This window comes from Acidobacteriota bacterium (assembly GCA_022562055.1).
Taxonomy (GTDB): domain Bacteria; phylum Actinomycetota; class Acidimicrobiia; order Spongiisociales; family UBA5794; genus BMS3BBIN02.
The window spans coordinates 16,991-38,787 of the sequence record JADFQA010000002.1; the positions used below are offsets into that span (position 1 = coordinate 16,991).

Annotated in this window: 21 protein-coding genes; 6 read left to right on the forward strand and 15 right to left on the reverse strand. The window is 59.5% G+C overall.

From position 1 onward, the window contains the following. Nucleotide 1: 1 nt before the first annotated feature. The 3 genes from IIC71_00735 to IIC71_00745 form a co-directional block, all read right to left on the reverse strand. On the reverse strand, nucleotides 2-2,605 hold the full coding sequence (locus IIC71_00735; protein MCH7667717.1) for a molybdopterin-dependent oxidoreductase: 2,604 nt from the start codon (nucleotides 2,603-2,605) through the stop codon (nucleotides 2-4). Between the two features lie 486 nt (nucleotides 2,606-3,091). Then, the gene (locus IIC71_00740) at nucleotides 3,092-3,760 is read right to left on the reverse strand and encodes a response regulator transcription factor (GenBank protein ID MCH7667718.1); all 669 of its coding nucleotides are present in this window, start codon (nucleotides 3,758-3,760) and stop codon (nucleotides 3,092-3,094) included. Beyond that, nucleotides 3,757-5,175 carry a sensor histidine kinase gene (locus IIC71_00745; GenBank protein MCH7667719.1) on the reverse strand — a complete coding sequence of 473 codons (1,419 nt, stop codon included), beginning with the start codon at nucleotides 5,173-5,175 and terminating at the stop codon, nucleotides 3,757-3,759. Before IIC71_00745 ends, IIC71_00740 begins: the two co-directional genes overlap by 4 nt. A gap of 357 nt (nucleotides 5,176-5,532) precedes the next feature. On the opposite strand from IIC71_00745, the gene moeB reads away from it, so the two are divergent. Then, entirely contained in the window at nucleotides 5,533-6,720 is a 1,188-nt protein-coding gene (gene moeB, locus IIC71_00750; GenBank protein MCH7667720.1) for a molybdopterin-synthase adenylyltransferase MoeB, read from the forward strand. A gap of 28 nt (nucleotides 6,721-6,748) precedes the next feature. Here moeB and IIC71_00755 read toward each other — a convergent pair whose 3' ends face one another. The 4 genes from IIC71_00755 to tkt form a co-directional block, all read right to left on the reverse strand. Next, complete coding sequence (locus IIC71_00755) at nucleotides 6,749-7,348, reverse strand: CAP domain-containing protein (protein MCH7667721.1); 600 nt, start codon at nucleotides 7,346-7,348, stop codon at nucleotides 6,749-6,751. 184 nt (nucleotides 7,349-7,532) lie between these two features. After that, the gene (locus IIC71_00760; protein ID MCH7667722.1) at nucleotides 7,533-8,978 is read right to left on the reverse strand and encodes a leucyl aminopeptidase; all 1,446 of its coding nucleotides are present in this window, start codon (nucleotides 8,976-8,978) and stop codon (nucleotides 7,533-7,535) included. Between the two features lie 47 nt (nucleotides 8,979-9,025). Further along, nucleotides 9,026-9,688 carry a hypothetical protein gene (locus tag IIC71_00765; GenBank protein MCH7667723.1) on the reverse strand — a complete coding sequence of 221 codons (663 nt, stop codon included), beginning with the start codon at nucleotides 9,686-9,688 and terminating at the stop codon, nucleotides 9,026-9,028. Between the two features lies 1 nt (nucleotide 9,689). Beyond that, nucleotides 9,690-11,594, reverse strand: a complete 1,905-nt coding sequence (gene tkt / locus IIC71_00770; GenBank protein ID MCH7667724.1) for a transketolase — start codon at nucleotides 11,592-11,594, stop codon at nucleotides 9,690-9,692. A gap of 250 nt (nucleotides 11,595-11,844) precedes the next feature. Between tkt and IIC71_00775 the strand changes: the two genes are divergently transcribed. Further along, nucleotides 11,845-12,351, forward strand: coding sequence for a mechanosensitive ion channel (locus IIC71_00775; protein ID MCH7667725.1), 507 nt, complete (start codon nucleotides 11,845-11,847; stop codon nucleotides 12,349-12,351). A 19-nt stretch (nucleotides 12,352-12,370) separates the two neighbouring features. Here IIC71_00775 and IIC71_00780 read toward each other — a convergent pair whose 3' ends face one another. Genes IIC71_00780 through lpdA form a run of 5 tightly spaced genes read right to left on the reverse strand, consistent with a single transcriptional unit; the run spans nucleotide 12,371 to nucleotide 18,117 of the window. Next, nucleotides 12,371-12,985 (reverse strand): M24 family metallopeptidase, encoded by a 615-nt coding sequence (locus tag IIC71_00780; protein MCH7667726.1) that lies wholly within the window; start codon nucleotides 12,983-12,985, stop codon nucleotides 12,371-12,373. Next, the gene (locus IIC71_00785) at nucleotides 12,919-13,461 is read right to left on the reverse strand and encodes an aminopeptidase P family N-terminal domain-containing protein (GenBank protein ID MCH7667727.1); all 543 of its coding nucleotides are present in this window, start codon (nucleotides 13,459-13,461) and stop codon (nucleotides 12,919-12,921) included. The genes IIC71_00780 and IIC71_00785 overlap by 67 nt, the downstream gene beginning before the upstream one ends. 6 nt (nucleotides 13,462-13,467) lie before the next feature. Continuing rightward, nucleotides 13,468-15,135, reverse strand: coding sequence for a lipoyl synthase (gene lipA / locus IIC71_00790; GenBank protein ID MCH7667728.1), 1,668 nt, complete (start codon nucleotides 15,133-15,135; stop codon nucleotides 13,468-13,470). Next, nucleotides 15,132-16,646, reverse strand: a complete 1,515-nt coding sequence (locus IIC71_00795; GenBank protein ID MCH7667729.1) for a 2-oxo acid dehydrogenase subunit E2 — start codon at nucleotides 16,644-16,646, stop codon at nucleotides 15,132-15,134. The genes lipA and IIC71_00795 overlap by 4 nt, the downstream gene beginning before the upstream one ends. A gap of 52 nt (nucleotides 16,647-16,698) precedes the next feature. Then, nucleotides 16,699-18,117 carry a dihydrolipoyl dehydrogenase gene (gene lpdA, locus IIC71_00800; GenBank protein ID MCH7667730.1) on the reverse strand — a complete coding sequence of 473 codons (1,419 nt, stop codon included), beginning with the start codon at nucleotides 18,115-18,117 and terminating at the stop codon, nucleotides 16,699-16,701. 158 nt (nucleotides 18,118-18,275) lie between these two features. On the opposite strand from lpdA, the gene IIC71_00805 reads away from it, so the two are divergent. Then, on the forward strand, nucleotides 18,276-18,674 hold the full coding sequence (locus tag IIC71_00805) for a hypothetical protein (GenBank protein ID MCH7667731.1): 399 nt from the start codon (nucleotides 18,276-18,278) through the stop codon (nucleotides 18,672-18,674). Beyond that, nucleotides 18,667-19,329 (forward strand): alpha/beta hydrolase, encoded by a 663-nt coding sequence (locus tag IIC71_00810; GenBank protein ID MCH7667732.1) that lies wholly within the window; start codon nucleotides 18,667-18,669, stop codon nucleotides 19,327-19,329. The genes IIC71_00805 and IIC71_00810 overlap by 8 nt, the downstream gene beginning before the upstream one ends. Here IIC71_00810 and IIC71_00815 read toward each other — a convergent pair. The 3 genes from IIC71_00815 to IIC71_00825 are packed head-to-tail and all read right to left on the reverse strand — an operon-like array spanning nucleotide 19,316 to nucleotide 20,512. Further along, nucleotides 19,316-19,465, reverse strand: a complete 150-nt coding sequence (locus IIC71_00815; GenBank protein MCH7667733.1) for a hypothetical protein — start codon at nucleotides 19,463-19,465, stop codon at nucleotides 19,316-19,318. The two genes, IIC71_00810 and IIC71_00815, sit on opposite strands and share 14 nt — an antisense overlap. 58 nt (nucleotides 19,466-19,523) lie before the next feature. Beyond that, entirely contained in the window at nucleotides 19,524-19,991 is a 468-nt protein-coding gene (locus tag IIC71_00820; protein MCH7667734.1) for a hypothetical protein, read from the reverse strand. 44 nt (nucleotides 19,992-20,035) lie between these two features. Next, complete coding sequence (locus IIC71_00825) at nucleotides 20,036-20,512, reverse strand: hypothetical protein (protein ID MCH7667735.1); 477 nt, start codon at nucleotides 20,510-20,512, stop codon at nucleotides 20,036-20,038. 208 nt (nucleotides 20,513-20,720) lie between these two features. Between IIC71_00825 and IIC71_00830 the strand changes: the two genes are divergently transcribed. Together IIC71_00830 and IIC71_00835 are read left to right on the forward strand one after the other, a co-directional pair. Next, the gene (locus IIC71_00830; GenBank protein MCH7667736.1) at nucleotides 20,721-21,188 is read left to right on the forward strand and encodes a disulfide bond formation protein B; all 468 of its coding nucleotides are present in this window, start codon (nucleotides 20,721-20,723) and stop codon (nucleotides 21,186-21,188) included. Beyond that, entirely contained in the window at nucleotides 21,175-21,789 is a 615-nt protein-coding gene (locus IIC71_00835) for a TlpA family protein disulfide reductase (GenBank protein MCH7667737.1), read from the forward strand. Before IIC71_00830 ends, IIC71_00835 begins: the two co-directional genes overlap by 14 nt. Nucleotides 21,790-21,797: the final 8 nt, after the last annotated feature.

Here is a 21,797-nt window from a genome sequence, read left to right on the forward strand (position 1 = left end):
GCTATCCCTTCAACACTCTGACCTTGACATGGAATGACTGATCTGCAGTACACGCCATGTAGCCCTCACCCGTGTAGTAGATCTCGTTCGGGGAGGGACCGAGGCCCTTGTTACGGTCCGGACTCCAGCCTCCAAAGTGATGGGGCATTCCCACAACGTCGGGACGGAGACCTGACGAAAGCGCCACAACAGTCCGCAACTGCCTGGTCTCGCCTGTCACGGCATTGTGTGACTCGACGATGACCTCGTCGCCTTCTTCAACCTCCAGCCTCTTCGCCGTCTCTGGATTCATATCGAGGCGTTGTGTCCCGCTCAGCTCCGTCAGGAGCGGGATCATCGATGTGCGTGCTTGCTTCTGTTCAGGCAGTTTGTACGAGACGAGTATCAGGTCGTACTCAGAAGGTGACGACTCCATCGTCGGTGTTCGCCATGTCGGAAGTGCCGTGTAGTCCTGCCAATAAATCTCGTCCGCACCAAGCTCCTGCTGCTTGCACTGCGCAACAAGCAAGCTTTCCCCGTAGAGACGGTGCACGGCTCCACCAAAGGGCGGATCAGTCACATAGCCGTATCGCTTGGTCGCTGGCACCGGCCCCTTGATCCAGACTCCGTTCTTCTCAAAGTATTCAATGCCGCCTTCGAGTCCTTCCATACGCGCCCACCGATCGAAAATGTCGCGTACGTCTGGTTTCTTATCGAGCGGCAGAGCGAATTCGTCCTTCAGCGGGAGATTCTTGTTGACCTGGGCGATATACCCATCGTCGCCGTAGAGCACTCCAAGTCGTTCACAGAGGTCGATGTAGATATCGATCTCGCCTCGGCTCTGGAACAACGGCTCCATCACTGGCAGCCGCAACGTTTTTCCGTCGACATACTGATCAGACGCGGACAACGGACCCTCGTACTTTTCCATGGTCGCAGTAGGGAGAACGACATCGGCAAAGTAGTCGGCCGTCTCTGAAAGCCACGGTGACAAAACGGCAACGAATTCGAACTTGCTGTAGGAGTCGAGGAAGTCCCGCTGCGAGGGGAACGCCGTTAGCGGGTTCACGTAGTGCAGAATCGCGACCTTCGGGAGGTCCTCCACCTCGTATTTCGCCGGGTCTTGCATGACTTTCGCGACAATCCCTGGGAAACCGGTGTTGATTGGGAAGAACTTCGACTTCGCGAGCGTGAAGTCGTACGGACCTTCCTTAACGCTAAGGTCCTCGAACTTGGCGTAGTTCTTGTGAACCTTCCACGTGAAGTCCACGAGTTGACCGCCCGCGGCCCCCGGCGCTCCAACAAGCATCGTGACCATAATCATGGCTCGGAGTGCCTGGAACCCGAGCTCCTGCTGCGCCATGTGGTACGCCATTATCGCGACTGGTCGATATGGCACTTCGACGCCGTCGACGACGATGGTCGAGCCAATATTGGCGTTTTCGCCGAAGTCGGCTGCGACCTGACGAATGCTGTCGGGAGTGAGTCCACAAATCTCGCCAGCCCATTCAGGCGTATAGGGCTCGACGTGTTCGACGAACAGCTCGAAGGATGGCTTCACCTTTTCCCCGTCAACCTCGTATTCACCCGTGAGGGCAGGGTCGGCAGCACTATCGAACGGTACGACCTCCCCGGTTGCCTGATCCCAGACCAACGCAGGTCCTTTGTCTCCCTCCTCAGCATCTTCCGGAAGATCTCCACGCAGGATGATTCCGTCAGGGCCCACGAGGTACGGGCTGTTGGTGTACGTCTTGAGATACGGCTCATCGAGAAACCCGAGGTGGATAAGCTCTCTGCATAGGGCTAACGCAAACGCGAGGTCAGTGGATGGTCGAACCGGGAGCCAGGTATCGGCGAAGGGACCCGCCGGGCGAAGCCGCGGGTCGATGTGGATGATCTTGAGACCATTTTTCTCCCTCGCATCCAGCATCTGCTGAGGCCATGTGATCCAGCACGTCTTGTTGCCACCGGCCGCGGTAATGTTCCATCCCCAGGACAGCAGGTACCTTGTGTGCTTAAAGTCAGGGTGCAGTACACCGTGGGGGCCGAGGGTGTATTCAGCTGCCCGATAACCGGCATCAGAGCAGTACGCACCGTGGCCGAGTTTGGTGGCTCCGACAGCCTTGACGAATGCAGTGTCATAAAACACTTTGGCCTTAGAACGTCCCTTCTGCCACAGCACCAGCTTGGGGTTCTCGTCCATAACCGCTCGAGTCTTCTCGGCGAGAAGGTTCAGCGCTTCATCCCACGATGCGGCACGGAACTGACCGGGACCACCCTTGCCGTTTGTCCGAATGAGCGGCGTCTTGATTCGTTGCGAGTCGTACACCGCAGCAATCTGCGCGATGCCTTTAGAGCACAGAGTCCCTCGGTTTCTCGGATGTGATTCAAGGCCCTCGAGACTTACGACGCGACCCCCGACACGCCGAGCGACAATCCCGCAGTCCTGCTTGCCGATCCAACACGTCGTGTTCACGAAGTCTTCCTGGATCTGCTGGGCCATAAGCAACAAGTCCGTTTTCTGCACGGTTTCCATGCCCGAGAAGAGGAACTTTGATGAGAACATCGTGCCCCCGACAGCCATGGCCGAACCTTTGACGAACGTTCGCCGAGTGATCTGCGGCATTCCTACTCCTTCTGATCTAGCGTGTAGCTAGCCGTCGATGTCGACACGAAAAGTATGTTCCACGAATGTAGATTCGATGACCAACAGCAAGTTGAACTACGCGACAACTCCGGTATTTGCAATCTTCTTCGCAACGGGCACATCGAATCGTCTCTGGGAGTCTGTAGGGAATAATCGTCGGTGGAGCTTCTCGTTCACTCCGCCAGTAGAACATCAGCACAGCGGCTCCGCTAGTGGGAGAATCCCCATTTCGTTCTGTTCCGTGTAGGGGATATCCCTGACAATGGACACCGCTACTCAGAGCCGACTGAGATCTTCAGACATCTCGTCGAGTCCGCAGGGATGCCGTTCCCGTTACCGAGACGGGTACTCAGTCGCCGTCTACGGCCAAGTGCTGAGGCCCCGCCGAAACAGCGGCCAGCCACCCGGATAAGGATGCAGCGACACGAGCAGCGTGACCCAAGAGACGCATTAGTCAACGGACTCTTAGGTCAGAATCCCCAGTTCAAGGGCGTAGCGCACCAATGCAGCGCGACTACGCACCTCGAGCTTCCGCATCAGACGGGCCTTGTAGGTTTCGACCGTCTTGACACTGAGAAAGACCATCGCAGCGATCTCAGCGTTTCGGTAGCCGAGCACAACGAGCTTAAAGACCTCTGATTCGCGATCACTGAGCGACTGAAACCGAGCTTGTTTCTCGTCAAGGGGCGCTGGAGCAGCGGAAGTACGTTGGTCGGGAGCCTCGCCAGCTAGAAGCCGCGCATGTTCAGGGTGGAGGTAGACGCCCCCCTGATGAACAGTGCGGATCGCCGACAGCAGCTCATCACTTGCAGCCTGCTTCAGAATGAACCCGGATCCACCGGACGCCAGTACGCTGCGCAGATACTCAACATCATCATGCATTGTCAGCACGAGGACCCGGCTGTCCGGCGCCTCCTCCTGGATTCGCTGCAGTGTGACCAACCCGTTGCACCGGGGCATGTTGATGTCGAGGAGCACAACGTCAGGGGACAGCTTAAGAACCTTTTCGATGCATTCGAGTCCGTCGCCTGCCTCGGCGACAACTTCGAGGTCGGGTTCGGCATCAAGAAGCGCCCTCAATCCGGCACGCAACACCGCGTGGTCATCAGCCAGCAGAATGCGTATACAGGTCACTCGTTCACCTCCACTGGTGCGGGAACCGGCACTTCGACATACACGGTAGTGCCGTCCTCCCCACTCTCGATGTCCAGACGACCGCCGAGGAGTTCCGAGCGTTCAACCATGCCGTGAATCCCAACGCTCTGTCCGTTCCTACGCACCGCGACAGGATCGAACCCAATGCCATCGTCTTCGATGATGGTCCGAACACATCCGTCGCGAGAGACAACCAGGACACTCAGCGCCCGCGCCCCACTGTGGCGTGCCACGTTCGTCATCCCCTCTTGGACGATGCGGTAGAGCGTCGTCTCAACGGCTGGTGGCAGCCGTACAGGAAGGTTGCAGTGCACCTCGGTTTCGATCTCCGGGTACAACACCTGGAAGTCCGCCACATACCGGTCCAACGCCGCAGCCAGTCCGAGATCATCCAGAACGCTTGGGCGAAGCTCCCGACTCAGTTGGCGGACTTGCTCAAGTGTCTCCGCGGCAATATCGCGGACCCTCTCCGCATCAGCAGTTGCCTCGGGCGATGCCTCTGACCTCACAATCAGACTCGCACCGAGCATGATCGAGGTGAGTGCCTGGCCCACCGTGTCATGTAGCTCGCGCGCAATCCTCTTCCTCTCGTCCTCCTGGGCCCCAATGATCTGTTTGAGTAGACGGGAACGAGCTAGGTCGTTCTCTGCGATCGTGGCACGGTTGGATTCGAGCTCACCCACCATTCGATTGAACGAGTTGGCAAGCGAACCGATCTCGTCCTCGGCCCATACGTACGCCCGGGCGGACAGATCACCACGAGCAACTCGGTCAGTGGTATCGACCAGGTCAAGAATTGGTCGAGTGAGTAGCCAGGTGAGTAGCGTCGCAGCAGCGATGCCGACCACGCCGAGAAATAGGGTGGTCATGAGGAGCTGCAGCGTTATGCCGTCGACCGCTCGAGAAAGGCGAGCTTCCGACAGACCCAACCACGCAACCCCGATATCACCGCCACCGACTCTGGCGGAAAAGCTGTGCACGGATCCCTGCTCGCCATCGGTATCGACGTGCTGCACACTTCGCGCAACACCAGGGTCTTCGATCGACGCGACACCTGGGGGTACATCATCCTCACTGAACGTAGCAGCAACAATGTTGCCATCGGGTCCCGCGACGTACGCATACATGATGTCAGGGCGATAGGCAACCGTCTCATCAAGTATCTCCGAAACGCGATCGGTGTCGTTACGAGAGAGCGGATCGGAAACGCGCTCAGCGATCTCTGAAATCTGTGCCTGACCATGATTATCCAACTCGTTCGCAATAACGGCGATCATTGCGGTTCGGACTTGCCAAGTGATTCCGAGGCCGAGAAGCGCTATGAGAGCGAGGACAATCCCAAGAATCTTGGTACGGACGCTGAAGTGTCCAGCCATGGTCCTCACGCGATCCATCCAGGTGTCAATCCGCGCCGAAGCTTCGGTCAGCTCACCCCTTCGGTCTTCGTGGGGCCGCGCATTCATCGAGGGTCGCCGACGCCTCTGGGCACGGTGCTCGTATGCCCTCTACCAAGGCGTTGCTGTGCCCGATAACCCTTGATCCGGTTCCTCGTCACCATGAGGCCGCAATCTTCCTGTCAATATGTCAACTATACCCATTGTACACCGAGCAGCGTGACGCAGCGCTGCGAGGCGAGACGCCTAGTCGCGCCGACTTCGGGTACTGCTTGGGACGCGAGAACCAGCACCCGTCATCATGGTAGGAGCGTACAAGCGCCTTACCGCGCAAAGCCATGCGCTTGGACGCCTACCATGCTTGACCCGACCGCAGGAGATTGTGTGGGCCGGACATACCAACAGATTGTTGACGAGGCGAAACAGCAAATCGTCGAAATCGACGTGGCCGATGTATCTCGACTGATGGACGCCGGGGCTGCCATCATCGACATTCGCGAGTTCGACGAGTACACCCAGGGAGCGATCGAGGGAGCGACGTTCGTCCCCCGCGGGATGCTCGAACTCAGAATCAATGCAGTGGTGCCCGACATCGACACGCCCGTAATCTTGTACTGCGCGGGTGGCGGACGATCGGCGCTTGCCGCCCGCGACCTGACCGCCATGGGCTACAGCAACGTGATGTCCCTGGAGGGCGGATTTGACGGCTGGAAGACCAGTGGCGCCGGCTGGGAAGTGCCTGGTGGCCTTACACAGCGCCAGCGAGGCCAATACGCACGCCATCTGGCCCTCCCCGAGATCGGTGAAGAGGGCCAGCTCGCGCTCCTCAAGGCCCGGGTTCTGCTTATCGGTGCGGGCGGCCTCGGCTCGCCTGTTGCGCTGTACCTCGCCGCTGCGGGCGTCGGCACCATCGGAATTGTGGATTCGGACCGAGTAGACATCTCCAACCTTCAGCGCCAAATCATGCATACAACACAGCGCATCGGGCATCTCAAGGTCGACTCCGCAAGCCAGGCGATCGCGGCGATCAATCCGGACGTGACTGTTGTTCGCCACGCAGAACGTTTGGTCGCAGCGAACGTTCTAGACATTCTCGACGGTTACGACGTGATCGTCGACGGTGCCGACAATTTCCCGACGCGCTACTTGCTCAACGACGCCTCGTTACACACCAACACTCCAGTGGTTCACGGGTCGGTGTATCGGTTCGAAGGCCAGGTAACGGTCTTCTCGCCATGGCAGGGACCCTGCTACCGATGCTTGTTTCCACAACCGCCACCACCCGAGCTGGCGCCGAACTGTGCAACCGCGGGTGTGCTCGGTGTCCTTCCCGGCATCATCGGATCACTGCAAGCCTTGGAAGCCATCAAACTGGTGTTACACCTCGGCGACTCGTTGTCAGGACGGCTTCTCACATACGACGCCCTCGACCAGCATTTCATGGAACTGCGACTCGAACGCGACCCTGACTGCGCGGCCTGCGGTCGGGACGGGACTCGTCCAGCGCTCGTCGACTACGACGACCTCTGCGTTGCGCAAGCGTGAACCCGCGGTTGGTCCGGTTACCGGGAACTCACACCGAGTAGGGATGCAGACCGGGCGGGCGACCCCAGCGCTGCACTGGGTGAGTGCCGGTGTCGCCGGGCGCAGCGACCGAGACTCGCCGTGCGGGGGTGCTCGGCGTCGGTTTCGTGACAGGTTGAACGCTCGGCGGTAACTCTGGCTCCGGTTCAGTCTCCGGAGCGGGCTCGGGTTCGACGGGAGTCACAAGACCGAGAGGACCCTTCATGAACACGACGGTGACCCACATCTTGCCATCGGCTTGCACCGTGCCAACGCCTAAGTAGTTGTAGTCGCCCAAAATATTCTTACGGTGCGATGCTGAGTTCATGAAAGCTGCTTGGATTGCCGCGAAATCTGGACCCACACCGACGTTCTCGCCTAGCGCGATCCAACCAGATGTCACTGAGGACAGAGAGCCATTGTGGTAAAGCTTGTCCTGGGCTTGCATGGCCACTGACTGTGAACGAGCGTCGTCGCGGAGATCCCAGTACACCTCGAGCGGTGCGAGACCCCGGGCGGCGCGTTCGGCGTTCATGCTCGCAACGAAACTGCCCTCGCCCGGGCCAGCAACTGCTTGCGGTACCAGACCTGTGAACATGACAGTGGTCACCAGACCGACTATCAAAAATCTACGAAACCCGAATATCATCCTGCAACTACCGAAAGTGTCGTCCTTGACCACTCTCAGTTATCGGATGTTAAGGACTTTTCTTGAGAGATTCACTACACAAAGTGGCTTTTCTAACCACGCTGCGTACCATCTGTGTTTACGTATGTGTCACCGGTGGCGGGGTTTACTCCGCAGCAAACGCCTCGGCAACCGCGACCATTGTGCGGACCGCGAACCCCGTCCCGCCCTTTGTTACGTAGTGTTTCGCCTTGTCGGCACGGGCCGGACCGGCAATATCGAGGTGCGCCCAAGGCTGGTCGCCGACGAACCGCTGAAGGAACAGGGCCGCGGTGATCGCTCCGCCCCATCTCCCCGCGGTGTTCTTGATATCGGCAATGTCCGAGTCGATCATTGACTTGTAGTCCTGCTCGAGGGGCATATGCCAGAACTTCTCTCCAGCGGCCGACGCCGCCGAAGTCACCGTCGACGCGACGTCATCATCGCTCGCCCAGAGTCCTGCGATATCGTTGCCGAGGGCGACAACACACGAACCAGTCAGTGTTGCAACGTCGATAATGAGATCCGGTTCGGCCTCGGCAGCAAGCGATAATCCATCAGCAAGGACTAACCGACCCTCCGCATCCGTGTTGAGCACCTCGACCGTCGTCCCGTTGCGGGCCGTAAAGACGTCACCGGGACGTTGTGCTGCCCCGCCGGTCATGTTCTCCGTAATTGGTGTAATGCCAATAACGTTGACCTTGAGACCCAGTCGGGCGATCGCCGACACGGCACCCGCCACTGCTGCTGCGCCGGACATGTCGGTCTTCATTGTCTCCATACCAGCGGCCGTCTTGATCGATAAACCGCCGGAGTCGAACACAATGCCTTTCCCGACCAGAGCGAGTGTCTTCGTCGCACCGTCGGGCGAGTAGTTCATCACAACCATGCGCGGCGGGTTCGTCGCTCCTTGAGCAACAGCAGCAAGCCCTCCGAACCGCTCAGCAGCGATGCCGACCTCGTCGTAAACAGTGACGTCAACGCCGTGAGCCTCCGTCACCCCAAGAATACGGTCTGCAAGCACGGAGGGTTTCTTGTGGTTCGCGGGCTCGTTCACCATGTTGCGAGCAAAGATGACCGACTCGGCAAGGATCGTCGCCTGCGCAATGCCTTCGTCGTCAGCGCCTCCGGCGAGCACGAGGTCGGTGGTGATTGCAGCATCCGGGTCTGACTTGCGTTCCACAAATTCGTAAGCCCCTAGGAGGTACCCCAAGACGACCGCACTCGTGGCGCCATCGATATCAAGTAGGTGCAACGTGGTGACGACACGGGCGGATCTCTTCGTCGCATTCGCCGCCCTCCCCGCTGCCTGGCGCACGCGCTCAGCATCAGCCTCTTCGCCAAGGCCGATGAAAACGATACGACCGTAGTTTGTGTCCACCCCGGGGACCGAAGCAATCTGCCCTACCTTGCCAGTGAACTTTTGGGCATCGAGTTCGCCATCGAGCCAATCGCCAAGCTGCGACACGATCTCTTCGGCGCCGCCCGCCCATGTGAGATCAGCAAACACGCCGACGACAAGCGCGTCACCCTCTTCTTCAAGCATGGCGTTTCCAGTCGCAATCGCAATCATCTTTTCTCCTCGATAGGTATCAACCTGTTCGCCGTTCCCTTGTCGCGCTATCCGGTGACAATGATACGGCCGACAACCGAGGATCCCAGCGCAGTGAGAACGGCAAGGTACGACAAGCCGGTAGCTGCCATGACCGCGGTGTAGTTCGGCTCCTTCAGCGAAAACCAGACGCCGAGTATCAACAAGGTGGTCATTGCCGCGAGAGCGATGAACGAGTACGCCAGAAGGGAATCAGCCATAAACGAGTCGGCGGCGAACACCACCCAGGCAGTGTCAGCGACCAACCCGATGCCGCCCGCAAGAGCGAGCCGTTGCAGCGCCCATCGTGGGAGCTGAGGGTCGACGAGGTACCAATGGCCCAACAACATCTCTGATAGCACGCCGCCGAGGAACACAGTCCCCGTCAACGCCGGCAGGACTGAGCCGTTCGCCGTTGCAACAACCACATATCCAACAGCAGACAGGGCGAACAGCACCGAAGCCTTCGATTGGTTTCGGCTGAAGAACGCCGCACCGAGAGCCGCGACGAAGGCGACGATCGCACCTGCACCCCCACCGGCGGCGATGACCGCAGCGCCGAACAGTGAAACCGTCCCGGCGCTGAGCCAAACATACCCACGCCCAACGATCTGCCATCGCGTGACCATTGACGAACCCATCGCGATACCGCCAGCAAGCACCGCCAGAATTGCTACCGGTGTGATTTCCACGTCAGCTCTTGAGAAACGCAGCGATTTTCGTCGCGATCTGGGGAGCGGCAAAGCCGTACTGTTCCGCAAGTGTGCCAGCAGGCGCCGAGGCGCCAAAACCGTCGATGCCGATGCGGAGACCACGCCGGCCGACGATGGCCGCCCAGCCTTGGGTGACCGCGGCCTCGATGGACACCCGTGGAGTCAGCCGCCCGATGATGTCTTTCTGTTCGTCGAGGCTCAGCTCGTCAAACGCCTCGATACACGGCATCGAAACAACCCTGGCTGAAACTCCGCCGTCGGCAAGCAGAGCCGCGGCGTCGCGCGCGAGCGATACTTCTGACCCGGTTGCGACAATCACGACGTCCGTGCCCTCCCGCACGATGTGCGCGCCGCGGGCCACGACGCCTGGATCGGTCGGTTCAGCAGGCTCCTCGAGTCCTTGACGGGTGAGGACAAGTGCGGTTGGTCCGTCGGTGCGGTTCAAAGCAAGCTGCCACGCCCCGGCCACCTCGCCTGCATCCGAAGGACGGATTACCCAGAGGTTCGGAATTGCACGCAACGCTGCCAGATGTTCAACAGGCTGATGTGTCGGACCATCTTCGCCGAGGAATATCGAGTCGTGGGTAAAGACCCAGATCGAGGGCACACCCATCAACGCTCCGAGACGGATCGAACCGCGCATGTAGTCGCTGAAGACAAGGAACGTTCCAGCAAACGACCGGATGCCGCCGTGGATAACCATGCCGTTGGTGATAGCTGCCATTGCATGTTCGCGGACACCGAAGCGAATGTTGCGCTCGGCGCGTTTGTCCGGGGAGAAGTCTTCGCTTGCCTTGATCTGGGTATTGTTCGACGACGCAAGGTCCGCCGAGCCGCCCATCAAGTCGGGCCGGACCTCAGCGAGCGCCTGGATGACATCACCCGATAGAGCACGCGTGGCCTTCTTGGCCCCTGCCTCTGCGGCAGGGGCGGCAAGCTCCACCGACTTCGGCTCAAAATGTGCGTCCCAACGGTCAGCGGTCGCTTGGTCGGTACGGGCAGAGGCGAGGCGCGCGTCCCACGCGCTTCGTTTGACGGTCCCGCCGGAGAGCGCTTGCGCAAAGAGGTTCGTGACATCATCGGGGACATGAAACTCTGGGTAGTCCCATCCCAACTGTTCCTTGGTAGCCACAATCTCGTCTGCTCCGAGCGGCGAACCGTGAGCCGACGCAGTGTCCTGTTTATTCGGTGACCCGTATCCAATGTGCGTTTTGCAAGAAATCAGGGTCGGCCTGTCTCCTTCAGCTATGCCCGCTGCGATCGCGACTGCGATCGCGTCGTGGTCATGCCCGTCAACGGTCACTGTGTGCCACCCAATGGCGTCGAATTTTTGTGGGATGTTCTCGCTGTAGGACCATGATGTCGGCCCAGTCAGCGAGACGGCGTTGTCATCGTAGAGGTAGACGATCTTGCCGAGCTTTTGATGGCCGGCGAACGAAGCGGCCTCGGAAGTGAGGCCTTCCATGAGGTCGCCGTCAGATACGAACCCAAAGGTCTGGTGGTCGACAAGATCGGCACCAAACACGGCCCTGAGATGCTCTTCAGCCACCGCCATGCCGATACCTGTGGCAAAGCCCTGCCCGAGCGGGCCAGTCGTTGTCTCAATCCCGAGCCGGTGGTCGATCTCGGGATGACCCGCAGTAAGCGAGCCCCACTGCCGAAACGCCTTGAGGTCGTCAATTGTCAGCGGGAACCCGGCGAGGTGAAGTGTCGAGTAAAGCACCATCGATGCGTGCCCGGCAGAGAGAACGAAACGATCACGATCGTGCCATTGGGGATCAGTCGGATCGACCTTAAGAAACCGCGTCCACAGCACTACAGCCATGTCGGCCATACCCATCGGAGCGCCCGGGTGGCCAGAGTTAGCCCGCTGGACGGCGTCCATCGACAGCGTACGGATGGTGTCGGCAGCTAGATGCTCGACGGATTCGCTCACGGTTCCTCCAGGGTGTTGCCAACATCGTACAAGGGTGCACGGCCACGCCAGCGAGCGCAACCGGGGCGCTCACGGGCCGATTTGCGGGCGAGTTCGCAGCACCGCACGTTCCTTGCTCGTTGCGGATCAAAGCGATCGGCGCGAGGAATACCCCGCGAAGATGTAGGGTCTGCGCACCATCCCCTTTCTGGAGAATGTTTTGGACAACTCGTTGCTCGTCGGGACTCGCGTCGGCGGAATCATCGTGGGCGCATTCGTGCTCAACATCGTGCTCAAGATTGCGTTCGATCGGTTCTTCACCCGCGCCGAGCGAGGAGATGCTGAGCAGGTGGCGTCGCTGCGCCAAGCGGCGCGTATGGCCCAGAGAGTGGTCCTTGCCGTCATAGCCGGGCTGATCATCCTCGACACCGTCGGCATCGACATCGGTGCCCTCATTGCGGCGGTTGGCGTAATCGGGCTGGCAATCTCCTTCGGCGCTCAGCCGCTCATCCGCGACATCATTGGTTACATCTCATACGTGTTTGCAGACAACTTTCGCGTGGGAGAAGAGGTCAGAATGGACGGAAAACGCGGCCATGTACTCAAGTTCGAGTTGCGCGGAGTTGTACTCAAGATCAGCGACGAATCAACTGAGTGGCTGGCGTACGTTCCCTACAGCAAGATCGCCACGATCGAAAATTTTGACCGACCCATCAACGACGCCTGAGCCGGATAACCTCAACCCGCTAGTGGGCCGCAACGAGGTTGCGGGGTGAGTTGTTGCAGCGTTCGGGACTGGCTTCGGTGGCGATTACGACGTCCTCGATACGCATACCAAAACGGCCCGGGATGTAGATACCGGGTTCCACGGTGAACACCATTCCAGGCTCAAGTACCGTCTCGTTCCCCGCAACGATGTACGGGGCTTCGTGGACTTCGAGACCGATGCCGTGGCCGGTTCGGTGGATGAAGAACTCGCCGTAACCAGCGTCGTCGATGACTGCGCGGGTTGCCCGGTCAACCTCTTCGCAAGATGTTCCCACCGTCGCTGCACTCACACCAGCTTCCTGCGCTGCCACAAGCACGCCGAACGCCTCCCGATATTCGTCCGAGGCTTCCCCGACAACGAAGTTGCGTGTCGTGTCTGACATGTAGCCGTCCTTGCGACCACCGAAATCATATACGATGGTGTCACCGTCTTTGATGACGTAGTCACCCGGTTCGTGGTGCGGTGACGCACCGTTTAGGCCCGCAGCAATGATGGCGTCCCATGGCTCATCGCAGCCCTCCTCGTTCAACATGCCAGCGATCTCCCTAGCCACCTGCCTTTCGGTCTTGCCGCCAAAGCGGTGGTCTGCCAAGGCAACGGCGACCCGGTCGGCACAGCTCCGACAACGCGTAGTCGATCGAGTTCATCGGACTCTTTCACGCGTCGCAACTCTTCCATGAGCGGGCCTGCACTCGTCCAAAGTCGACCTTGGAGACGTTCTTGGAGCGCAAGTGTGAACCTGCTCCAGGTTGCGTCACCGACGGCGAGCGAGGCGCCACTTCCAACGAAGTCGGCGACGCGAGCGATCGGATCATCAGTCTCATCCCACGGAACTACTTCGAACGCGCCGCCAAGGTCGTCGACTCGGGGAGCCTCAAGTTTGGGAACTACAAGCTTGGGAACCTCGCCAATTCTAAGAACCGCCATCGTGAGACGTTCGAACGACGTCGTCTCGTAGCCAATGAGCCATGGCATGTCGGCACCCACGGACAGCAACACCGTATCGACCCCATTAGTTGGCATGGACTCGAACAACCGGTCGATCCGCGCTGCATGGTCGAACGACATCGGTCTCTACACGTGTGCCTGGGCGTGGACGTCCTTGGCGTGATACGAGGACCGCACGAGCGGCCCTGCTTCAACATGGGGGATCCCAAGCCGGACTCCCTCGGTGGCGTACCTTGCAAACTCGTCGGGATGCACGTAGCGGTCAATACGGCGGTGCCGCGCTGACGGACGCAGGTACTGTCCAATGGTGATGATGTCGACACCGACGGCCCGCAAGTCGGCGAGCGCACCAAGGACTTCGTGTTCGGTCTCGCCCATCCCGACTATCAGTCCGGACTTCACGGTGCCCATGGGATTCAACCATTTTGCCCGGGCGAGCAGGGCAAGGCTGCGGCCGTAACTCGCCGCGGTACGGACGTCGCGCTGCAGTCTCAAAACGGTCTCTGTGTTGTGATTGAGCACCGCCGGGCTAGCTTTCATCACAGTTTTGAGGGCCTCCTCGTCTCCCTTGAAATCGGGGATCAGTACCTCAACATCGCACGATGGCAGCAGATCATGGATTCGTTCGATGGTTTCGGCGAAGATTGCAGAGCCGCCATCCTCCAGATCGTCACGATTTACCGACGTCAACACCGCATGCTCGAGGTTCATCGTTTTTATGGCTTGGGCAGCTCTCTTCGGTTCGTCAAGGTCAACCTCTCCGGGTTTGCCGGTGAGAACATCGCAGAACGAACAGGCACGGGTGCAAGTGTCGCCCAACAACATCAGCGTTGCGGTCCCCGAGGTCCAACACTCGTATATGTTGGGACAGCCGGCTTCCTCGCACACCGTCGTCAACCCCTCGGACCGCATGAGCTTGCGCATCTCGCGATACCCCGCAGAAGAAATGTCAGCCTTCACCCGCATCCAGTCGGGGCGCTCGGGCTCGCCCGCGAGGAGACCCCGAATAGTGATCGGGATTTCACCACGTTTTACGGGCGAGAAGACGCCCGACGCAATCATGTCGTCTACCTCGAACGCCCTGCCGGATCGTCTGGAGAACGCACCGAGTTGTGTCTCAAGGTCTTCGTTATCGAAAAGCGCGCGGGCATGCGGCAGAAGCACGTCAACGATTTCCTCCAGCGAGATGTCGCGCCCAAGAACTTCTTGTACCGAGGTCACTGATCGGTCGCTGATACCGCATGGGACGATGTGTTCAAAGTAGGACATGTCAGGCGCGACGTTGAGTGCAAAGCCGTGCATCGACACCCCACGAGCAACTCGTATCCCGATCGCAGCAACCTTGCCTCTCTCGGTCCACACACCGGTGAGCCCCTCTTCAACCCATGAGTCCACACCGAGATCGGCGAGGGTGTCAACCAACATCTGCTCGATACGCCGGACGAGTCCGACCATGTCGTAACCCCGCGGCAGCCGTTTTACGGCGCCGATCGGATAACCAACGAGCTGACCAGGACCGTGGTAGGTGATGTCACCTCCCCGATCAACGTAGTGCACTTCGGCACCGATCAACCCGAGATGTTCGTGAGACACGTTCAGATTCGATCCGTTGGCATTGCGACCGATTGTGTAGGTGTGAGGATGTTCGAGCAGCAGGAGGTAGTCGTCGTTTGACCGACCTCGTGATCGACCCTCCCACAATGCGCGCTGCAGGTCCCACGCTTCGTTGTACAAAACACGGCCGAGCCACCGGACCCTCAGAAGATCCGCATGTGCAGGCTTCGCAAGCGTCACGACAGCTCCTGGTCCCAGTCCCAGCTCTCGAGGTTGTTCTTGATACGGTTGAGGAACAACAATGCTGTCGACCCATCAAAGGCGCGATGGTCCCATGTCAGTCCCAGCATGCCGATGTGATGGATTGCAATCGAATCGGAACCATCGGGCAACGTCACAACGGTGGCACGCTTCGTCACGGTGTCGGTCGAAAGGATCGCGACGTTTGGCACGTTGATGATCGGCGCCGACATGAACGACCCGAACGGTCCAGGGTTGGTGATGGTGAACGTGCTCCCTGATATGTCGTCCGGTTCAAGTTTGCCATCTTTCGCCCTCATCGCCTTCGTACGTATGTCGCGTGCGAGGCCCTTGAGGCGAAGACCATCTGCGTTCTTGACCGTGACTACAACAAGCCCTTCCTCATTCATGTCGACCGCGATGCCAAGGTTCACGTTGGCGTTGAACACCTGGACACCCTCATCGAGATGGAACGCGCTGTTCACGACCGGGAAAGCCGCAAGCGCGTCAATCGTCGCCCGAGAAATGAAGGGCAGGTATGTGAGGCTGTAACCCTCGCGCGTCTTGAACTCGGTCTTGTAGGCGGAGCGGACACGTTCGACACGCTCGAAATCGACCTCGACAACGGTCCACACATGCGCCGCGGTGGTTTTGGAAAGAACCATGTTCTGCGCAATCCGTTTACGCAAGCGACTGATCGGCACCTGCCGGGTACCCGGCGTTTCGGACACCTGAGGCAACTCGGCCGGTGGAGAAGGCGCGGGCGCTGGCACGGCAGGAGCGGGAGCGGGAGCCGGAGCCGCCGGGCCAGCAGGAATCGAAGCGACCGAAGCCGGAGTAGGCGCAGCCGGGGCCGGGGCCGGGGCCGGGGCCGGGGCCAGCGACACTACAGCCTCTTCTTGGGGAACCTCGGGCGCCGGTTCGAAGGTCACCGTCGTCGTTACCTCCGAAGGCACGGCGGCAACCGCCACAAATCGCATGACATCGTTGCGGGTTATGCGTCCACCTTCGCCGGTGCCGGGAACCAAATCGAGATCGATGTTGCGCTCGGAAGCGATCTTGCGAACGATCGGTGAGAGGTTTGCGCGTCTGGATCCGTTGGTCGACCCGTTGCTGGTCGCCGCCGACGGCCCGCCTTCAGGAGCGCTGCCATCCGCCGAGGTGTCCTCAGATGAAACATCCGGTACGGCGGGTACCGCTGCCGGCTCCTCGACGGACGCGGCATCGGCCTCGTCGGACTCAGCCTCGCCCGGTGTAGGCACAGACGATTCGCCGGCTTCAGCAATGATGGCCAACGGCGCACCAACCTCAACGGTTTCGCCTTCGGCCACCAGGATCTCCTGGATCACCCCGGTTGCCGGCGACGGCACCTCAGTGTCGACCTTGTCGGTCGAGATCTCTAAGAGAACCTCGTCCTCGGCGATCTCATCGCCCGGCCCCTTCGCCCAAGAGAGGACGGTCCCCTCAGTGACAGTTTCGCCGAGCTGGGGCATCGTAACTGTTATAGACATGCCTTGGGCTCCTTAGGTTGTGCCAGCGATTGGCGTGTGATTGTGCTCCGCATTAGTGCAAACTCTTTCCGGTCGCCGCCAACAAGGTCTCTCCTATCGATTCGGCTACCGTTGGATGTGCATGAATAAGCGCGGCTGCCTCCTCGGGCAACGCCTCCCACGCAACGGTGTACATCATCTCGTGAATCATTTCGCCGGCTCCGGGTCCAACAATCGTGGCACCGAGGATCGGGCCATCTTTCTCGTGGACGACCTTCACAAGCCCGCTGACTTGCCCTTGAATAATCGCCCGACCAATACCACGCATACCGTGGGATGTGACTTCAACGTCGTATCCCGCATCGAGCGCAGCTTGTTCGGTGAGGCCGACCGATGCGATCTCGGGGTGGGTGTACACCACAAGTGGGATGGCGTTGTAGTCGACGGGTTTTGCGATGCCGGTCGCGATGTGCTCGATTGCCGCGATTGCTTCGGCGAACCCGACGTGCGCCAACTGCGCAGTGCCGGCCACGATGTCACCGACGGCATACACACCGGGCTTCGAGGTCTCCATGGTCTCGCTGTTGACCGGTACATAACCACGGTCGAGTTCGATCCCGATGTCTTCCAAACCCACATCTGACGTCACGGGTCCCCGGCCGACAGACACCAGCACAACATCCACTTCAACGCTGTTATCGCCATACACAAGCCGCACTCCCCCATCAACAAACTCTGGCGCCGACACGGAGGTGTCTGTGTGGATCTTGATTTTTTTCTTCTTAAACTCGCGAGTCAGCACCTTGACGGCGTCCGGATCAACCCCGGGAAGTAGGTTAGGAGCGACGTCGAAGAGGGTGACCTCGGTGCCGAAATCCGCAAGCAACGATGCAAACTCACAACCAATGACACCAGCGCCGACAATGGCAACACGCCCAGGCTGAGCCTCCCAGTCAAGCGCCTCATTCGAACTGACGATGGTCGTTCCGTTGAAGTCGAACCCAGGAATGGAGAGTGGCACTGAGCCGGTGGCGAGAATTACGTTCTTCGCCTCGAGTGTTGTTTGCGATCCATTGTCGGACGTGACCCGGACCCCGTTCTCTACGAGCCTTCCGTATCCGTTGTAGACGTCGACATCGCGTGTCTTCATCAATCCGGAAATCCCCTTCACCAACGCACCGACGATGTCGTTTTTGTGGGCCAACGCTGCGGGCCAATCAAACGTCGGAGCAGACGTGTTGACACCAACCGTGGGGGCGTTCTTCACGGTGTTAAACACCTCTGCGGCGTGCAGCCAAGTTTTTGCGGGGATGCATCCTCGAACTAGGCAGGTACCTCCGATTGTGTCCTTCTCGACGAGGGCGACCTTCAGCCCAAAGTTGTGTGCGTAGAGGGCAGCGGCGTATCCGCCGGGGCCTCCGCCAATTACTGCTACGTCGTACACGTCGGCCTCCGATAGATACGCACTTGGGAGCACGCGGAACAATTTCATTGTAGTGCAGGAGCGCTGTGCTCCCACGCACCCGATCTGAGGTTCTGCCCCGGCTGTAGCATGCAGCAAATGCAGACCCGCTATCTGATTCTCGCCTCTCTCGTCACCGGATTAGCCATCCTCGTCGCGTTTGTGCTGTGGATTGGGCCCGGTGCCCTATGAGCACCGAAGGCCCCACGCAGGGCCTCAGCGATGCGGTTGTCTCCGCACTCTGTAAGGGCGAAGTGATCACGTTCTTTGCAGATCGGGGAACGTACACGGAGGGTGACGAATTCGACGTTGTCTCGGTGGGTCCAACAGACGTGGACGCCCTCAAATCCGCATACAAACGTACCGCGACCCATGATCTGAGTCATGTAGCGGCCTCGGCAACGGTGCATGCAGTTCATCCTGCGGGCTTGCTCGACCCGGAAGCCGGTGCCTCGCGCCATATTTTCGACCAGGCCGGCACGGGGGATCTTGTGCTCGTACGGGTAGCGATCGACGCAGTCCCAGTGTTGTCTGACACCGCGTTTACTGCCCGCCGCAAGAGTGTCGAGGGTGCACTTGGTGAATGAACATCCGTTGGCACCGGTCATCGAACGGACCCTGATTGAGGTCTCCGACGAGGTCCTTCTTGAGGCCCGTTGGGACAAACCGGACGACCCGCAATCGGTTGTCGTTTTCTGTCACCCGCACCCACAGCACCGCGGGACAATGACTGCCCCATTGATGGTCGGAGTCACCGCCGCGCTAGTACGCGCGGGCATCGGTGTGCTGCGTTTCAACTTCCGTGGTGTTGGTGAATCGAGCGGCGCGTGGTCCTCCGGCGACGGCGAACAAGATGACATCGGCGCCGCGATTGACGTCGCAGTCAGCACGCATCCCGACCTAGCTCTCGGAATCGCCGGATGGTCATTCGGGGCGGCAACATCACTCCTCTGGCAGGCCCGCGAAAGGTCGTCGCTGCCGTGGGCAGGAATCGCGCCACCTGTGTTCAGCGACCTGACGCCACGGCTCCCGGATCCGGCGGTGTTGCCAGCAGCCGCACGGACATTCATCGTGGGTGATCGTGACCAATTTGTCACCGTCGAAGAGACCAGCGTCTACGCAGAGTCGATTGGCGCCTCGATTCACATATTGCGCGGAAGCGACCACTTCTTCCACTTCAGATTCGACAAGGTCGCGGCGCACGTCACCGCCGCCCTCGGCGGGACCGTCACCTCAGTGTGAAACCGCGGTTTCTGGCTTCCTCAATGGTGTCCGGACCGAAGGTTTGTAACAGGTTCTTGGCAATCAACGCACCTAAATCTATGAGAGCGACAAGTTCGGCGGACTCGGCAGCGTCGTCCGTGTCGAACACAGTCATAGTCGAACGATCCCCGACATATCTGTGATCCGAGAACCTAGTAATCCGGGCCATGGCGCTACACCCCGATCCTTATGACAGCCTCAGCAACATCGGATCCCAGATCTCGCACTGTGATCAACCCCGACACATCCCCATTTGAAAACGTTACGACGGCACGACCGTCCGCTTTCAGTTCGCTCGTCAATTCGTACCCCTGCGCCCGCAGGCTCTGGTCGTAAAACACGACCACCGCATCCTGGGCTGCTGTCACCCTCACAATCGCTTCCGACCTGCCGTTCGCCGGGTCGTCCATCGTTGACCCGATAACGGCCGACGCTGGTATGGGGAAATCGTCGGGAAACATCTCTGGGAACGTGCCGCTGCCAAACACAAGCGAATCTGTTGAGGCTGGCGTAGTCGAAGTGCTCGTAAAAACGTCGGTGCCCGCACCCGAAGTTGTGGTGGAGGAAACACCCGAGCAGGCCGCGGCCACCATGGCAAAAGCCACGACAGACGACCGCACAGTTACCAGCGTCCGGCGCATGATTGGGGCCTCCGTGAATCCTTGTTCAAACCCGAAACGCCAGTCTATGCGGTATCTGTGGGAGACGACGGATCACTGTCGATGTCCATGCCATACGCCTGCGCGGTTTCTTCTGCCGTTGCGGCAAGCCCGACAGCACCGATCGCAACCATGTAGTCGGCGCGGCGGGCAAGCACCTCTTCAATGAGCGGTCCGTCGTACGCATATCCGCGGTCTAGGCACTCTTGTTGGACAAACACTGCTGAGTCGTATCCCCCAACAACAACGGCGCCGTCGAGGTCCAACGACTCGAAGGCTTTTTGGGCGAAACGAATGTCGATCTCGAGGATGCGTCTGATATCTGAGATCTTGAGCTGTTCGCGGGTCTTGGGAAGAAGAGCCGCGGTCACCCACTCAAGGGAATCCTCGACCCCGTAGATCACTGCGCGCGTCTCCAACTCGAGCTGCCCCTGCCACAGAAAAGCCAACCCGATGGCGAAAAATACCAGGAGAAGCGACAATGCAAAAAGAGCAGCACCCATAGGGCCATTTTACCCTTGTTGAGCGCATGAGTGATCATGATACGCTTTCCAACAGCGCCTACGGAGGTACCGGATGTCGGGTGAGCAGGTTGATCTCTTCTTCGCGATCATCGCGATCACCAGTCTCGCAGGAAGTATCGGAGTTGTGCTGCTCGCGCTCGCTAGCCGGTTTTCATCGGGAACGAACGATGCACTGATACGGGCTCGGATGGCGATCGGCGGGAGCGAACTTTTCTATACCGCGGGAACGGCGGTTGGTGCGACGCTCGGCAGTCTCTACTACTCTCAAATCCGCGGTTTCGAGCCCTGTCAGCTCTGCTGGTATCAGCGCATCTTCATGTACCCGCTCGCCGTGCTGCTTGTCGTGGCGCTCGTCAAACGGGACACCGTCGTCAGACGCTACGCCCTTCCGCTCGCGCTCATCGGCGGAGGGATCGCGTTCTATCACAACTACGTCCAGATCTACCCGAGCCTCGACGCCGGAGGAGCGTGTGGCTTTGGCCCAAACTGCTCGGGAAAGTACATCAACGTCTTCAACAACGTTTCCATCCCAGTCATGGCGCTCGCGGCCTTTTCGACGATTGCGATCCTTCTGATCTCGCTATACCTCAACGAACGCGACACCACCGCTCTCAACAACACGACGATCAAGGAACGTGAATATGACATCACGTAAGCAGAGGAAAGTTCCAGTTGCAGGCATCGTCTTCGGAGCGATAGCAGTCGTTCTCGTTGGTGTGGTTACCTTTGCCGGGGACACCAGCGGAGCAAGTTCCGAAACTGGCGAGCCAACGGTCGAAGGAACTCTCGCCCCTCTTCAGCAGGGCATGACCGCCGCGACCGACCCTATGGTCGGTGCCATAGCGCCAACCATAGTCGGTGCGGATTTCGACGGTACCACAGTCACGATCGAGGCGGGTGCGCCGACCGCCGTCATCTTCCTCGCTCACTGGTGTCAGTTCTGCCAGGCCGAAGTACCGGCAGTCCAGGGATGGCTCGATGCAACCGGAGGTGTAGACGGTGTCGACATTATTTCAGTCGTCACGTCCGTGAACCCGTCTCAGGGCAACTATCCACCGTCGAAATGGCTTGAACGTGAACGGTGGACTCCTCCGGTGCTCCTCGACGACACCGCGAACAACGCATACCGCGCGTATGGTGGGACAGCGTTCCCGTACTGGGTCTTCATCGACGGCGATGGCAGAATCATCGAGCGACGCGCTGGCGGAATCTCCATCCCCGAGCTAGAGGCCATCCTGCAAACCCTGAAAGGGTAACCACGCTC